This window comes from Pseudomonas grandcourensis (assembly GCF_039909015.1).
Taxonomy (GTDB): Bacteria; Pseudomonadota; Gammaproteobacteria; order Pseudomonadales; family Pseudomonadaceae; genus Aquipseudomonas; species Aquipseudomonas grandcourensis.
The window spans coordinates 3,167,604-3,182,449 of sequence record NZ_CP150919.1; the positions used below are offsets into that span (position 1 = coordinate 3,167,604).

The 14,846-nt window shown below is 62.3% G+C and carries 13 protein-coding genes; 9 read left to right on the top strand and 4 right to left on the bottom strand.

The window, feature by feature from the left end:
- Positions 1-2: 2 nt before the first annotated feature.
- From AABM52_RS14165 to AABM52_RS14205, 9 genes are all read left to right on the top strand, one after another.
- Positions 3-1,193, top strand: a complete 1,191-nt coding sequence (locus tag AABM52_RS14165; protein WP_347912409.1) for an aminotransferase class I/II-fold pyridoxal phosphate-dependent enzyme — start codon at positions 3-5, stop codon at positions 1,191-1,193.
- Positions 1,186-2,601 carry an aldehyde dehydrogenase family protein gene (locus tag AABM52_RS14170; protein ID WP_347912411.1) on the top strand — a complete coding sequence of 472 codons (1,416 nt, stop codon included), beginning with the start codon at positions 1,186-1,188 and terminating at the stop codon, positions 2,599-2,601. Before AABM52_RS14165 ends, AABM52_RS14170 begins: the two co-directional genes overlap by 8 nt.
- An 87-nt stretch (positions 2,602-2,688) precedes the next feature.
- Complete coding sequence (locus tag AABM52_RS14175; protein ID WP_347912413.1) at positions 2,689-3,399, top strand: NAD(P)H-dependent oxidoreductase; 711 nt, start codon at positions 2,689-2,691, stop codon at positions 3,397-3,399.
- Between the two features lie 386 nt (positions 3,400-3,785).
- Complete coding sequence (locus AABM52_RS14180; protein ID WP_347912415.1) at positions 3,786-4,148, top strand: DUF6124 family protein; 363 nt, start codon at positions 3,786-3,788, stop codon at positions 4,146-4,148.
- A gap of 169 nt (positions 4,149-4,317) precedes the next feature.
- Positions 4,318-4,773, top strand: coding sequence for a hypothetical protein (locus tag AABM52_RS14185; RefSeq protein ID WP_347912417.1), 456 nt, complete (start codon positions 4,318-4,320; stop codon positions 4,771-4,773).
- A 223-nt stretch (positions 4,774-4,996) separates the two neighbouring features.
- Positions 4,997-6,607 (top strand): mechanosensitive ion channel domain-containing protein, encoded by a 1,611-nt coding sequence (locus AABM52_RS14190; protein ID WP_347912419.1) that lies wholly within the window; start codon positions 4,997-4,999, stop codon positions 6,605-6,607.
- Between the two features lie 25 nt (positions 6,608-6,632).
- Complete coding sequence (gene aspT / locus AABM52_RS14195; RefSeq protein ID WP_347912421.1) at positions 6,633-8,324, top strand: aspartate-alanine antiporter; 1,692 nt, start codon at positions 6,633-6,635, stop codon at positions 8,322-8,324.
- A gap of 143 nt (positions 8,325-8,467) precedes the next feature.
- Positions 8,468-8,740: a ribbon-helix-helix domain-containing protein gene (locus AABM52_RS14200; protein WP_347912423.1), complete on the top strand. Its 273-nt coding sequence runs from the start codon at positions 8,468-8,470 to the stop codon at positions 8,738-8,740.
- Positions 8,740-9,015: a type II toxin-antitoxin system RelE/ParE family toxin gene (locus AABM52_RS14205; RefSeq protein WP_347912425.1), complete on the top strand. Its 276-nt coding sequence runs from the start codon at positions 8,740-8,742 to the stop codon at positions 9,013-9,015. Before AABM52_RS14200 ends, AABM52_RS14205 begins: the two co-directional genes overlap by 1 nt.
- A 32-nt stretch (positions 9,016-9,047) precedes the next feature.
- On the opposite strand, the gene AABM52_RS14210 is transcribed toward AABM52_RS14205, so the two are convergent.
- The 4 genes from AABM52_RS14210 to AABM52_RS14225 are packed head-to-tail and all read right to left on the bottom strand — an operon-like array spanning position 9,048 to position 14,806.
- Positions 9,048-11,144 (bottom strand): HlyD family efflux transporter periplasmic adaptor subunit, encoded by a 2,097-nt coding sequence (locus AABM52_RS14210; protein ID WP_347912427.1) that lies wholly within the window; start codon positions 11,142-11,144, stop codon positions 9,048-9,050.
- On the bottom strand, positions 11,144-12,490 hold the full coding sequence (locus AABM52_RS14215; protein WP_347912428.1) for an HlyD family efflux transporter periplasmic adaptor subunit: 1,347 nt from the start codon (positions 12,488-12,490) through the stop codon (positions 11,144-11,146). Before AABM52_RS14215 ends, AABM52_RS14210 begins: the two co-directional genes overlap by 1 nt.
- On the bottom strand, positions 12,487-13,290 hold the full coding sequence (locus tag AABM52_RS14220; protein ID WP_347912429.1) for an efflux RND transporter periplasmic adaptor subunit: 804 nt from the start codon (positions 13,288-13,290) through the stop codon (positions 12,487-12,489). Before AABM52_RS14220 ends, AABM52_RS14215 begins: the two co-directional genes overlap by 4 nt.
- Positions 13,271-14,806 (bottom strand): TolC family protein, encoded by a 1,536-nt coding sequence (locus AABM52_RS14225; protein WP_347912430.1) that lies wholly within the window; start codon positions 14,804-14,806, stop codon positions 13,271-13,273. Before AABM52_RS14225 ends, AABM52_RS14220 begins: the two co-directional genes overlap by 20 nt.
- Positions 14,807-14,846 lie beyond the last annotated feature (40 nt).

The window sequence follows — 14,846 nt, forward strand, 5'->3', positions numbered from 1 at the left end:
CCATGCGCTTTTCCGATCTGACTCAACGTATCGCCGGTGACGGCGCCGCCGCGTGGGACATTCACTACCGCGCCCTGGCACTGCGCGAGCAAGGCGAAGACATTCTGCTGTTGTCCGTGGGCGACCCGGATTTCGACACGCCACAGCCCATCGTGCAGGGCGCCATCGACAGCCTGCTGAGCGGCAACACTCACTATGCCGAGGTGCGCGGCAAGCGTGCCCTGCGTGAAGCCATTGCCAAGCGTCATCAGAAGCGCAGCGGCCAAACCGTCTTGGCGGATCAGGTCACCGTGCTGGCCGGGGCGCAATGTGCGCTGTTCAGCGTGGCCCAATGCGTGCTCAATCCGGGTGACGAAGTGATCGTTGCCGAACCGATGTACGTCACCTACGAAGCGGTGTTCGGTGCTTGCGGCGCCGTGGTGGTGCCGGTGCCGGTGCGCTCGGAAAACGGCTTCCGCGTGCTGCCCGAAGACGTCGCCGCTCGCATCACCCCACGTACCCGTGCCATGGCACTGAACAGCCCGCATAACCCGTCCGGCGCCAGTCTGCCGCGCAGCACCTGGGCCGCGTTGGCCGAGTTGTGCATCGTCCACGACCTGTGGCTGATTTCCGATGAGGTCTACAGCGAACTGCTGTTCGAAGGCGAGCACGTCAGCCCGGCGAGCCTGCCGGGCATGGCCGAGCGCACCGCGACCCTCAACAGCCTGTCGAAATCCCACGCCATGACCGGTTGGCGCGTCGGCTGGGTGGTGGCGCCGCCATCCCTGGCCGCGCACCTGGAAAACCTTGCGTTGTGCATGCTCTACGGCTCGCCGGATTTCATTCAGGACGCCGCGGTGGTGGCCCTGGAAAGCAACCTGCCAGAACTCGAAGCCATGCGCGAAGCCTATCGCCAGCGTCGCGACCTGGTGTGCGACAGCCTGGCCGATTGCCCCGGCGTGCGGGCGTTGAAACCCGATGGCGGCATGTTCGTGATGCTCGATATCCGCCAGACCGGGCTCAGCGCCCAGGCGTTTGCCGACCGCTTGCTGGATCGCCACGGCGTGTCGGTACTGGCGGGCGAGGCCTTTGGTCCGAGCGCGGCGGGGCATATTCGCCTCGGACTGGTGGTCGGCGCCGAACCCCTGCGCGATGCCTGCCAGCGCATTGCCCGTTGTGCTCAAGAATTGATGGAGGCCAAGCTTCATGCTTAATCACAAGACACTGTTTATTGACGGTCGCTGGCAAACCCCGTCGGGGCAGGGCATCGCCGAGGTGATCAATCCGGCCACGGAAGAAGTGGCTGGCAGCGTTCCGCTGGGTGATGAGCGCGATGTCGAAAACGCCGTGGCGGCTGCACGCCACGCCTTCGCTTCATGGTCGCGCACGCCGTCCAGCGTGCGTGCCGGTTACATCCGCGCACTGGCCGACCAACTGCGCAATCGTGCCGATGAAATGGCCGCGGTCATCACCACTGAACTGGGCATGCCGGTGCAATGGTGCCGCTCGGTGCAGGTCGACGGGCCGATCACTGGCCTTGAGCAGTACGTCGAACTGGCTCATCTCATGGACGAAGTGCGCGAAGTCGGCAACTCGCTGGTGATCCGCGAGGCGGTGGGTGTCTGTGCGTTCATCAACCCGTGGAATTACCCGCTGCACCAGTTGATCGGCAAACTCGCCCCGGCACTGGCCGCCGGTTGCACCGTGGTGGTCAAGCCGAGCCAGGAAACCCCGCTGCATGCATTCCTGCTGGCGCAAATGATCGAAGACATCGGCCTGCCGGCCGGTGTGTTCAACCTGGTCAGCGGCCCGGGTTCGAAAGTCGGTGAAGCGCTGGCCAAACACCCGGACGTGGACATGGTGTCGTTCACCGGTTCCACCGGCGCCGGCGTTCGCGTCGCGCAGGCGGCGGCGCCATCGGTCAAGCGCGTGTGCCTGGAACTGGGCGGCAAGTCGCCGTTGCTGATCGCCGAGGATGCCGATCTGGCAGCGGCGGTGCGCTACGGCGTGCAGGACGTGATGATCAACTCCGGCCAGACCTGCACCGCGTTGACCCGCATGCTGCTGCCGGCCAGTCGCTACGCCGAGGCCGTGGAACTGGCGCTGGCGGAAACCCTGAGCCTGCGCATGGGCAATCCCCTCGACCCGCAAAGCTTCCTTGGCCCGATGTGTTCGGCCGGGCAAAAACGTACCGTGCTCGACTACATCAAGGTCGGCCAACAGGAAGGCGCACGACTGCTGTGCGGCGGTGATACGCCGTCGACTTTCGAGCGTGGCTTCTATGTCAGCCCGACACTGTTCGCCGATGTCGACAACCGCATGCGCATTGCCCAGGAAGAGATCTTCGGCCCGGTGCTGTGCCTGATTCCCTACACCGATGAAGCACAGGCGATCCAGATCGCCAACGACTCGCCGTTCGGCCTGTCCAGCGGCGTCTGGGCCGGCAGTGCCGAGCGCGCCTTGCACCTGGGACGGCAGATGCGCGCCGGTCAGTGCTTTCTCAATGGCGCGGCGTTCAATTATCAGGCGCCGTTCGGTGGCTACAAACAGTCGGGTAACGGTCGGGAATGGGGTGAGGAGGGGTTGAACGAGTTTGTCGAAGTGAAGGCGATCCAGGTGTGACGGTTGGCGATTCAAACTGTTCATCAGCCATGATGTTGCTACTCCATACCTTCAACCGATTCGCTGGAACAAGTCTAAGGAACCACCATGAAAGTACTGATCGTCCACGCTCACCCGGAGCCGCAATCCTTCACCGCCGCCCTGCGGGACCAGGCTGTTGCCACCCTCGAAGCCCAGGGCCATGAAGTGCAGGTCAGCGACCTGTACAAAATGAACTGGAATCCGGTGGCCAGCGACGCGGATTTCTCGAATCGGGAAAACCCCGAGTACCTGGTCTATGCCCTGGAGCAACGCCTGGGCGTGAAGAGCCAGTCACTGGCGCCGGACATCCAGGCGGAATTGGACAAACTGTTGTGGGCCGACCTGCTGATCCTCAACTTCCCGATCTTCTGGTTCTCCACCCCGGCCATGCTCAAGGGCTGGATCGACCGGGTGCTGGTGTCCGGCATCTGCTACGGCGGCAAGCGCTTCTACGATCAGGGTGGGTTGGCCGGCAAGAAAGCGTTGGTGACCGTGACCCTGGGCGGGCGTGAACACATGTTTGGCGAAGGCGCGATTCATGGCCCGTTGGAAGACATGCTGCGGCCGATCTTGCGTGGCACGTTGGCGTATGTCGGTTTCGACGTGCTGGAACCCTTCGTGGCCTGGCATGTGCCGTACATCAGTGAAGAAGCGCGCCAGCAATTTCTGGTTGATTACAGCCAGCGTTTGCAGCACTTGAGCGACGACCAGCCTCTGGTGTTTCCGAAGTTGGCGCAGTTTGATGACAAGCTCTATCCGCTGACCACCAATGCCTGATTAACACCCCACAGTTTTTTGTATTTTCAGCTTACGACTGAGGCGTGTTTAACGGCTGTCAGCGTTACTTCTCGCAAGCTACAACGGCTTGCGTCATTGCCTACAGCTACGCCAGAATCCGCCGGCTTGTGCGTCTTGGTGCCGGGTTTTATCGTTGGCCGGTCGCTGGAAAACAACAGCGATCGGGTTTGGTAGCCCGGAGTCTGGCGCGTAACGACACATCAAGCAGATGCTCATTTTGGTCTCTGTTTTTATGGTGGTCATGCGCAGGGCCTCTTCGGAGGCGCCGGCTCCAGTACTCCGGTCTACCAACCTGCGTATGGCCACCACCCTTCGTTTGGTAGCGAAAGTGATGGCTCCAACGTAATAAGTACTGGAGTTTCACTATGTTCAAAGTCACACCCAACCCGCCGGACACCGATCCGACATCCCCGTACGAAAGCCTCGACTCCCAAAAACTTCACGAAGCCGCCGAGCGCGCCCTCGATCATTACCTCAATCCCGGCCCCGGCATCATGGCCACGCCGCGTAAACCCAGCAGCATGTTCATCGTCAATCCCGAACTCAATGTCGAGACCTTGCTGGTGCATGCCTGTGAATCGCTGGCGTCGGCCAATGTCATGGCCACCGATCTGGTGGATCATCTGGAAGGAACCAGCCGCAATGCGCTGCTGGGCATTGCGCAAGTGATCATGCTCGGAGAGCTGGCGGTGAACCGGGCGCTGGATCAGCTCGATCCGCCTGAGTAACCACACATCCGCAGATCACCACCGCTTGTTCGGAAGTCCGTCTCTGCGAGGCCGTTGAACTACACTTTTCAGTTGCTCCATCCGATCGGCAGGGCGACGCATGACGTCGCTTGCCATCCGCCAGTCGCCCCAAGGCTTGCCCGTTGTGGCATGCCTGTCGGAGGTCATCATGAAAAGGTTTTCACCGGTCAGCCTGTGCATCGCATTGTCGGTTTTGAGTAGCCCGCTTTGGGCACAATCGGTGGTGCCGATGAAAGGGCAAAGTTCGCAACAGACCCAGGCCGACATCAACGAATGCAACAGCATCGCCGCCAGCCAGAGCACCTCGACGTCTTCCACGCCTTCCGGCGGGAGGGTCAAGGGTGCCGCTGTGGGGGCTGCCGCTGGCGCGACGGCGGCCCAGGTGCGCGGCAATCAGCACGACGAAGCTTATGATCGTGTCGACGATGACAGGAAGCAGGACTATCGCCAGGACCGGGCCAAATCGACGGCAGCGGCCGGGATGGTGGTCGGTGGTTCACGTCAGCGTCAGGAACGTCGGGCGGACGAAAAAACCACCCAGACGAATACCGCATCGGCCTACAGCAGTTGTCTGCAGGGCAAGGGGTATCAGGTCAATCCTTGAGTCCGGTACCCAACACACTGTGGGAGCAAGCTCGCTCCCACAGGGATCTTCAATGTTTCGAAAATCCGGTCAAGAGCACAACTTCCGGGGCTTGAGCTCGCTGTTTCAAGGAAACAGACGGATAAGAAAACTGCCTGTAGCTCAAATCTGACAACCGTTCATCGGTGAACTACGCTGCGGTACGTACCCTCGATTTGAATTTTGCGAAGTAAGGATCCGACACATGCGGAGCAGGCTGCTCGCTGTAATGTTTACTGTTTTCGGGATGTTTTGGTCGGTGCAACTGTGGGCCGAGGACGCGCCGAAAGTGGTTGATGCTCCCGTTGAATTGAAAGTGGCCAACCGCAGCATCATGGTGTTTCGCGCGACCATCCTCGGAGAAGCCCCGGCCTCGCGGGTCAAGCGGGCAAAAACGGTGATCGGTGAGGAACTGGATGACGCCGATGACCTCAATGTCACCATCGATCCGATCATGAAAAGCTACATGGTGCTGCTGGGTAGCCGGCGTGCCTTTATCGTTTCGCCCAAGGATTTCGACGAGACCGAATACGACTCGGTACAGCAGGCCGCCGAAGCCGCGGCCGACAGGCTGCGCCAGGTCGTGGCCGAAACCCGGGAGGCCCGTAGCCTGCAGTTGATCCTGCGCTCCGTGGTCGCCGCGTTGATCGCCACCGGCATTTACATCGCGCTGCTGTTCGGCATGTCGTACCTTCGGCGCAGGGTGCTGAAGAAACTGCCCGAGCTGATGCATCGGCACACCCAGGCCCTGAAAGTCGGACGGGTGCCGCTGGTCGACGCCAATTACCTGTATCCGTTGGCCAGCCGCCTGCTGGAGCTGGTGCGCTGGATCGTCGTGTTGCTGCTGACGTACGAATGGCTGGGCTTCGTCCTGTCGCGCTTTCCCTATACCCGTCCCTGGGGCGAGAGCCTCAACAACTATCTGCTGGAGCTCGGCGACTATCTGCTGCAAGGCATCGTCGGTGCCATACCCGGGCTGGGCGTGGCGCTGGCGATCTTCTTCATCGCCCGCGGCGCAACCGCGTTCATGCGGCGGATACTGCGGCGGATGGCGGCACCGGGAACCCTCAGCTGGCTCAACCATGAAACTCTGCAACCGACCCAGCGCCTGACGTCCCTGGCGATCTGGCTGTTTGCCCTGGCCATGGCCTATCCGTACCTGCCGGGCGCCGGCACCGATGCCTTCAAAGGCTTGTCGGTGTTGATCGGCCTGATGATTTCCCTGGGCGCCACCAGCGTGGTGGGCCAGGCGGCGGCGGGGTTGATCCTGACCTACACCCGAACCCTGCGCCCCGGCGAATTTGTGCGCATCGGCGACTACGAAGGCACGGTGACCGAACTGGGCATGTTCACCACCAGCATTCGCACCGGCCTGGGCGAGGTGCTGACCCTGCCCAACTCGATGATCACCGGCACCGTCACCAAGAACTACTCGCGGGTGGTACAAGGCCCCGGCTACGTGGTCGACACCATCGTGACCATCGGCTACGACACGCCGTGGCGGCAGGAGGAGGCGATGTTGCTGGAGGCCGCGAAACGTACGCCGGGGATTCTCGAAGTACCGCCGGCCCAGGTGTTCCAGACGGCATTGTCGGACTTCTACCCGGAGTACCGGCTGGTGGCCCAGGCCATTCCCAGTCAGCCTCGGCCGCGCGCCGTGCTGCTGAGCATGCTGCACGCTAACATCCAGGATGTGTTCAACGAGTACGGCGTGCAGATCATGTCGCCGCACTACCTGGGCGATCCGCAACAAGAGAAATGGGTGCCCAGGGACAAGTGGTACCCGGCCCCGGCACAAGAACCGAAGGAATCCTGATTTCGCCTGAAAGGGAGTTCGCACCATGCTTGAGTTCATTCTCCACGCCCTGCGCACTGACCCGGAAATCGCGGTGTTCCTGGCCATCGCCCTGGGCGTCTTCGTCGGCCGCATCCACATCGGCAGTTTCCACCTCGGTTCCGTGGCCGGTGCGCTGTTGATGGGGCTGCTGATCGGCCAGATCGGGCTGGAAGTGCCGACCGGATTGAAGACGGTGTTTTTCGTGATGTTCATCTACGCGGTCGGCTTCAAGAGCGGGCCTGAGTTTTTCGGCAGCCTCAATCGCGGCACGCTGAAACTGGTGGTGTTGAGCGTGGTGCTGTGCGGGACCGCGCTGGCGGCGATCCTGCTGATGAATGCGGTGTTAGATTTCGACGCCGGTTTCACCGCCGGGCTCGGGGCCGGCGCACTGACCGATACGGCGATCATGGGCACCGCCACCAGCGCCATCAATCAACTGTCGATCGACACCGCGGCCAGGGCCCAACTCAACAGCCACATGGCGATTGCCTACGCGATCACGTACCTGTTCGGCACCATCGGCCTGATCGTCTTCGTCGGCAGCATTGCCCCGAAGCTGCTGGGCGTGGACCTCAAGGCATCGGCACGGGAGCTGGAACTGGAGCTGGGCATCGCCAAGGAAGAAGACGCGATCACCGTGCCGTACACCCGCATCGTCGTGCGCGCCCATCAGGTGGCTGACAACGGTTCGGCGAATGGGCAGCGTATTGCCGATGTGGAGAAACAGCACGAGTCGCTGACCGTCGAGCGCGTGGTGCGTGCCGGAAAAGTCTTCGAGCGAGACGAAGCTTTCACGCTGATGGCTGGGGATATCGTCGGGGTCTACGCCTTGCGCGAAGCCGTGGGCACGCTCACCCAGTGGATCGGGCCGGAAATCGATCATGCCGAATCCCTGTCTTTCCCCACCCGCGAAGTGGACATCGTCGTGACCTCGCCTGAGTTCGCAGGCAAGACGATCCATCAGGCGAAAAGCCGGCTGGAAAGCGCCAGGCGCCAGGGCTGCTTCATCAATACCATCACCCGCCAGGGCTACGAGTTACCCTTGCTGCCCAACACCGTGCTGCGTCGAGGCGACGTGATCACCCTGACCGGCCGTACCGCCAGTGTCGAAGCGGTGGCCAAGCGGCTAGGGCGGATTCGCGAGAACAACTACAAGAGCGACATCGCCATGCACACCCTTGGCATGGTGCTGGGCTCGTTGCTGGGGCTGTTGTCGACCCATATCGGGATGATCCCCGTGGAGCTGGGCATCGGTGGCGGGGTGTTGGTCGCCGCGCTGGTGATTGGCTGGTACAACTCGCGCCACCCGGAAATCGGCGCATTGCCACCGGCTGCGCAATGGGCGTTTTCCGAGTTCGGCCTGACCGCGTTCGGTGCGGTGGTCGGCCTGCTGGCCGGCCCCGCGGCTTTTGCCGCGATGAAGGAACAAGGCCTGGCGTTGCTGCTGTCCGGCGCCGTGGTCACTATCGTGCCACCGCTGGTGGCGCTGTACTTCGGCCGCTATGTGCTGCGCCTGCACCCGATGATCCTGTTCGGCGCCCTGGCCGGTGCGCAGACCGAAGCGGCGTCGATGAACAAGATCATCGAGCAGTCTGGCAGCAATACCCCGGTGATTGGTTTTACCGTGTGTTATGCGATTTCCAATGTGTTGCTGGCGGTGTGTGGGCCGATCATTGTGTTTGTGGTGGCGGGGTAGCTGAGCTCATGCAATGCCTGATGACCATTTATCGCGATTGACCATCCTGGGTTATTGGATGTGATTTAATTCGATTCACATTGAAGCAATCCGAATCACGTTAACAGGTGTCTGCTGCATTTTGCGGCGCTGGAGCAAAATTCATGGCTACTACTGTCAAAACCCGATCAGTGACGGCGCACGTCCCAGTAGACCTGGCCGAGCGGGTTGATGAACTGGCTGATCGACTGGATCGATCTCGAAACTGGATCGTCAAGCAGGCACTGTCAGCGTGGCTGGATCAAGAGGAGGAGCGCAGTCGCCTGACCCGTGAGGCCTTGGCGGATGTGGATGCCGGCCGCGTTATCGATCATCAGGCTGTCCAGGCATGGGCCGAAAGCCTCAGCACGGAATCCCCATTACCGGTGCCGCGCTGATGGAGTTGAAGTGGACCAGCAAGGCGCTTTCTGATGTAGCTCGCTTGTACGAATTTCTAGCCACCGTCAATCATTCCGCCGCTGTCCACACGGTTCAACAGCTTACGGCTGCTCCCGGCACCTTGCTGACCAACCCGCGCATTGGCGAGCGACTGGAGGAATTCGACCCACGGGATGTGCGTCGAATTTTGATCGGCCACTACGAACTCCGATATGAAATTCAACATTCAACCCTCTATCTGCTGCGCCTGTGGCACACACGCGAACATCGATAGCGCCTGCCGGTAAGGGCACTTGGATCCTGCCTTCAGAAACCACTTTCCCTCATCAACACCGCCATCAAATGCGTAGCACCATCAGCCAGCAAGCTGCGCCGTTCCCCTTCGATCTTCAGATGCCCCCGGGTTTCCCGCAGGCTCGGCAAGGGTTCGTCGAGTTGAATCAGCACCTGGAACAACGCCGCGCTGGGGATCAGCGCGTGTTCCGCCGAGGTGGTCGGCACCGGGCCGCCGAAGCGTGAGGACAGCATGCGGTGCGACAGTTGGCTGGCGCGGGTGCTGCCGATCACCAGGACGCGGCCGGTGAGCGGGGTGGTCTGGCCGTCCGGGTAAAAGCGCACGCGGTCGCCGGTGACCATGCGATGCACCTGGTCCTGTGCGACATAGGCGTCCACCTGCCAGCTGCGCGGGTCGATCAACATGCCCAGGGATTCCTGGCGACCTACCCACTGGCCGGCTTTCCAGTCCGGATTGACGTCCAGCCAGAGCCCGGCGAAGGGTGTTTGCAGGTTGAGCCGGGCGATCTCCGAGCGTGCGGCCCGTGCCTCTTCGAATTGTACGTTCAGGCGTTGCCGGGTGACGGCGTCTTCCTGCAGTCCGCCGGGGTCGGCCAACAAGCCTGACAGGCGCGCTTCATAACTGCGGGCATTGGCTTCGCTGCTTTGCAGGCGCGAGGCAATGTCCGGCTCGTCGAGCACGATCAGGGTTGCGCCGGCATTGACGGGGCCTTCGGCATGAATCGATTGCAGGCGCGCCGGGTAGGGCGCATAGACGCGCAACTGGTGTTCGGCACGGGCCACGCCAACCGCGTCGATCTGGCTATGCCAGGGGATCGCCAGCCCGGCGACAATCAGCGCCAGCACGCCGTAGAACGCAAGCTTGCGCCGGCTTGGGATGCCGGCGCGGTGTTGCCACCAATGATTCAATTCGCGCACCACCGGCATGGCGATGAACCAGGACAATTCGACCATGAACAGGATGATCCCCAGCAGTTTGAAGAAGAACAGGTAGACCGCTAGGGCAATCCCCAGGAACAGCACCAGCCGGTACAGCCAGGTGATGATCGCGAACGTCACCAGCAGCCGGCGTTGCCCGGTCGGGAACGCTTCCGGCCAGTCTTCCTGCAAGCCCAGTAGATTACGGCGCAGGGTGACCCGCGCCAGGGCTGAGGCGCGTTCGTGCAGGTTGGGAAAGTCCAGCAGGTCGGAGAGGATGAAGTAGCCGTCGAAACGCATGAACGGGCTGGCGTTGAGCGCCAGTGACAGCAGCCAGCTGGTGGTCGCCAGGTACAGCAGTGCATTGCGCAGCGGGCCCGGATCACACAGGGCCCAGCCCAGGGTCGACAATCCGGCCAGGGACAACTCGGTGACGATACCGGCCGAGGCGATCGCCAGGCGCTGGCGCGAGCGACTGAGTTTCCAGCTCTCGCCCGTATCGGTGTAGAGCATCGGCCACAACACCACGAAGGCGATGCCCATGTGCCCGACCCGCAAGCCCAGGCGCGTCGCCACCAGTGCGTGCCCCAGTTCATGCAGGGTCTTGGCGACGATCAACGCCAGGGCGAAGCTGAACAGGCCTTCGGTGGAAAACGACTCGACCACAGCGTGGGTAAAGACATCCCATTGCTGCAGGACCAGAATCACCCCCCACAGGCTCAGGGTAAACACCAGCAGGCCCGTGAGCGGGTGAAACAGCCAGCCCAGCGCACGAGCCAGGTGCTGCAACGGTTGTTGCGGACGCAGCAACGGTATGCGGAAGAACAGGTAATGGTGCAACCACCAGCGCCAGCTCAGCCAACTGCCTGCCTCGTCCTTTTCCTTTAGCCGTTCGAGGGCTGCGGGGCCTGCACGCAGCAGTTGGTGCTGTTCGAGGAACTGGCGGAAGTCGAGGATCTGTTCGACATCCGGTTTGAGCGCGGTGCCTTCGCAGATCTGTTCGCTGATCTGCCGGGGCGACTGCCCCCAGCGCAGCAGGCATTCGAATTCCAGCCAGCCGATGCGGTAAAAACGGTTGATCACCGTGTCCTGGATCACCCAGGCCGGTTCGCCGTTGCTGCCGTTGGCGGCTTCGCTCAGGCGCAGGTCTTCGCGCAAGGGCGGCAGGGGCAAGTCAGCGGGATCGAGCATTACCAGCCACTCCACGCCCGCAGCGTCGCCAGCGGCCGGCGCAGCAAGTAGTAACCGAGCATCACCCGGCCGCCATAGAGTTTGGCGGTGCCGTGCAGACCCAGGCGCGCATGCTCCGGCGCGCCTTCGATGCTTGCCAGCAGACGATAGGCGACCACGCCTTCATCGCTGGGGCGGGCCTGGTAACTGGTTTCGAGGATCTGGCCCTTGAGCGGGGTCAACGGGTACGCCGTGAGAAACAGCGTGACTTGCGCCCCGGGCTCCAGGGCGATGGCATCGGCCACCGCCAGCTGGATCAGCATGGCCGGTTGGCTCGGGTCGGCCACTTGCATGATCCGTTCGCCGGTGACCACCGGTTTGCCCAGCCAGTCGTTGGGGTCACTGAACACCGCCACGCCGCCGCGGGGTGAAAGGACCTTGGTGCGCTTGAGTTGGGCTTGCACCGCCGCCAGTTCGGCCCGGCGTTGCTGGGCTCGGCCCTGAAGCAGGGTCAGCTCGCTTTTGCTTTGCGGGTTATCGAACGCCCGCTGGCTGGCCGCCTGCAACTCGGCATCGGCCACCGCGACTTCCTTGCCCAACACCTCGGCGCGGCTGCGCAAGGTGGTTTCGTCCAGGGAGAACAATGGTGTTCCGGTTTCCACCGGTTGGTTGGGGCGCACCTGGATCTGCTCGATCACGCCGTCGATGGGTGAACTGATGATTTGCGCCTGGCGCGACACGATCTCCGTCGGGGCCAGTGCGGTTTGCCTTACCGGCAGCAACAACAAGGCGCCGAGCACGATCAGGCCCAACAGCAGTTGTTTGCGGTTGGGGCGCCAGCGGCCGAGGCGCCGATGCCGGGTCAGCGCGGCCCAGCAGTAGCCCCAGGTATTGACCAGGCCTTTGAGGTGTTGCCACAACACGGTCGGCGGCTCCTGCTCCAGCAGCAACATCAACAGACCCAGGCGTTGCCCTTCACGGTCTTGGAGCGGAATGCACCAGAGGCCCGACGGCCACCATTCGCTCCAGCCTTCGACGACGTCCGGCGGCGGGGTGGTGGTGTCCGGTGTCAGCCACACAGGTTCGCCATCGGCAACCTGAGTGGCGATCCAGCGACTGGCCCGGCGCAACCAGACCAGGTACGGCGAATCTTCGCTGGGGCGTGACAGTCCGGAAACGTTCAGCAGTTCCAGCGACGATTCCCGTTGGGCAAAGACCAGGGCCTGATGAAACGGCAGCAGCGGGTACAGATCGTTGGCCATGCTGAACGCCAGGGCGTTCAGCGAGTCGGCGGCGATTGCCTTGTCCCGCAGGGCATCGAGTTCCAGCAGCAGATGAGGGTGGGGCAGCGGCTCGTTCATTGTCATGGTTGGGCACTGTTTTGTGCATCGTTTTGCAGCGCAGTGTCCTGATTGAAATGCGCCGTGCCGCTCATGCCCGCCATCAGGTCGGGGTATTTCTGGTCGAGCCGGGCTTCGAGCTCGACGGTCTGGGCCACTGCATCGACCCGCGAGTTGATGGCGCTGACGTGGGCTGGGTAAGTCTTGCCGGTTTCGTGAATGCTCACCTGCAGCGCCAGGCCGGGCTTGAGGGTCTTGAGCAGCTTGGAAGGTACGTTGAGCCGGACTTTCAAGGCGCCGTCGCTGACCAGGTCGAACAGCGGTGTACCGGCCGTGACGGTCTGGAACGGCTTGACGTAGACCTTGGCGATACGCCCGGAAAACGGCGCCAGCACCTGGCAATAGCCGCTCTGGGCCACGCCCATGGCCCGCGCGCCGTCGGCTTTCTGCACTTCGGTGTTGGCCATGGAGACTTCGATGTCGCCCACGGCGTTGAGTTGGCGCAGCTGTTTTTTCGCCTCCAGGTTCTGCTTGGCCATGGCCAGTTCGGCGGCCGCCACTTTACTGCGGGCCTCGGCTTCGTTGCAGTTGAAACGGGCGAGCACTTCGGCTTTGGCGACATGCTCGCCGAAACCGGTTTTCATCTCGCCCAGGGTGCCGCTCATCTGGCTCGACAGGGTGGTTTCCAGTTCAGCAGCCAGCAACACGCGAATGGCGCTGGCGCTATCGAGGGTGGGCGCCAACGGTGTGTCATCGGCGTTGACGGGCAGGATCAGGCAGGCCAACAGCAGGGCCCCTATGCGGGACTCAAGGGCGGGTTTGTACATTCGGCGTTCCTTGCTGGGTGATGAGCAGACGTTGCTGTTCCTGTTCGTTCAAGGTGCGCTGGATTTCCCGGGCCAGAGTCTTGACGTCGTGTTTGGAGATTTCCTCCGGCAGGACGTCCAGCCCCACGGAGTTGTACAAGCGACCCCACGCCGCTTGGGCACTGGAGAACGCCGCTTCACGCTGGTAGCGCGACAGCAGGTAGCGACCTTCGGAGCGGATCACCTCAAGCTCGGAACCCAGGGCGCCGGTTTTCGCCGCCTGGGCGTAGTCGAGCAGGCTGCGGTCGACCCGCAGGCTGTCTTCGGTGAACTCCACTTCCTGGCGCGCCAGTTGATAGCGCAGGGTGCCGACCCGTACCTGAGTCAGGATCGCCATGGACAGCGCCACCCGGCGCGTGTCGTCGGTTTCGCTCTGGGATTTTTGCGCGGCATTGAGCGACGGCAATTGCAGCAGGCGCAGCAGGTTCATCGAGACTTGCAACCCGGTGGCGTTCCAGTCGCTGTTGTAGAGGTACTTGTTGGTATCGTACCGGTAGCCGAAATCCGCGGTGACGTTAGGCCACAACTGCGCTTTGGCAATGTCCAGGTCTTTCTGGTTGACCCGCTTGCGATACCACTCTTCCATGATTTCCGGGCGGTGTTCCAGCGACAGTTGCTCCAGCTGCGCCATGCTCTGACGCACTTCCGGCAACGGCGGATCGGGCATGTCGGCCAGAATCATTTTCGAGCCCGGCGGCAATGACATCAGCGCGGCGAGTTCGGCCTGGGCGAACTCCAGATCCTGGCGGCGCACGGTCAGCAGGTAGATGGAGTCGAGCAGGGCGCGTTGGTAGGCGAGGATTTCCTGGCGCGGCAACAGGCCACGTGTTTCGGCTTCCCGCGCGGAGGTCAGCGCGGTGTGGGTGCGCATCAGCAGCTTGTCCACTTCGGGCATCAACCGTTGCGCGCCAAGGGCGCGCCAGTAGGCGTTGCGCACATCCTGCAAGACGTTCTGCGCGACTTTGCGCCGACGCTCCTCGGCCATTAGGATCTGATCGGACTTTTGCTGGGTGCGGTAATAGGCCACGCCGAAATCCAGCAGGCTCCAGCTCAGGCCCAGGCCATAGAGTTCGCGATAGCGCTCTTCGGAGGTCGACGGACGCAAGCTGACCTGGCGGTCTTCAATACCGATTGAGGTACCGCCGGAATCGTTGTTTCGCCCGGCATAACCGGCCGAGGCCACCAGCTTCGGCAACATCTCATGGCTGGATACATCGCGCAGGTCCGACGCCAGGGCGCTTTCCATGAGTTTGAGGCGGTAGTCGAGGTTGTATTTCAACGCCCGGGCGGCCGCGTCATAAAAGGTGATGGGCGCGCTGACCGGTTCCTGGCCGGAATACATGCGCGCCTGATCGGCGAGGATGCGTTGACGGTTCTCTTCGTCGGTGGAGGGCTTGGGCTCCAGTGACGAACAGGCACTGAGCAGCAGTGCAGAAGCGAGGGCGGAACTGATGAACCTCGTCGCATGTTTCGGCATGTTCAATCCTTTATGCTCTTTGAATTATTCCGTTCGGTCA

Coding starts and splice junctions, on each gene's coding strand:
- AABM52_RS14200 (WP_347912423.1), top strand. CDS start 8,468: ATGGCTACTACTGTCAAAACCCGATCAGTGACGGCGCACGTCCCAGTA.
- AABM52_RS14205 (WP_347912425.1), top strand. CDS start 8,740: ATGGAGTTGAAGTGGACCAGCAAGGCGCTTTCTGATGTAGCTCGCTTG.
- AABM52_RS14175 (WP_347912413.1), top strand. CDS start 2,689: ATGAAAGTACTGATCGTCCACGCTCACCCGGAGCCGCAATCCTTCACC.
- AABM52_RS14210 (WP_347912427.1), bottom strand. CDS start 11,144: ATGCTCGATCCCGCTGACTTGCCCCTGCCGCCCTTGCGCGAAGACCTG.
- AABM52_RS14185 (WP_347912417.1), top strand. CDS start 4,318: ATGAAAAGGTTTTCACCGGTCAGCCTGTGCATCGCATTGTCGGTTTTG.
- AABM52_RS14180 (WP_347912415.1), top strand. CDS start 3,786: ATGTTCAAAGTCACACCCAACCCGCCGGACACCGATCCGACATCCCCG.
- AABM52_RS14220 (WP_347912429.1), bottom strand. CDS start 13,290: ATGTACAAACCCGCCCTTGAGTCCCGCATAGGGGCCCTGCTGTTGGCC.
- AABM52_RS14170 (WP_347912411.1), top strand. CDS start 1,186: ATGCTTAATCACAAGACACTGTTTATTGACGGTCGCTGGCAAACCCCG.
- AABM52_RS14225 (WP_347912430.1), bottom strand. CDS start 14,806: ATGCCGAAACATGCGACGAGGTTCATCAGTTCCGCCCTCGCTTCTGCA.
- AABM52_RS14190 (WP_347912419.1), top strand. CDS start 4,997: ATGCGGAGCAGGCTGCTCGCTGTAATGTTTACTGTTTTCGGGATGTTT.
- aspT (WP_347912421.1), top strand. CDS start 6,633: ATGCTTGAGTTCATTCTCCACGCCCTGCGCACTGACCCGGAAATCGCG.
- AABM52_RS14165 (WP_347912409.1), top strand. CDS start 3: ATGCGCTTTTCCGATCTGACTCAACGTATCGCCGGTGACGGCGCCGCC.
- AABM52_RS14215 (WP_347912428.1), bottom strand. CDS start 12,490: ATGACAATGAACGAGCCGCTGCCCCACCCTCATCTGCTGCTGGAACTC.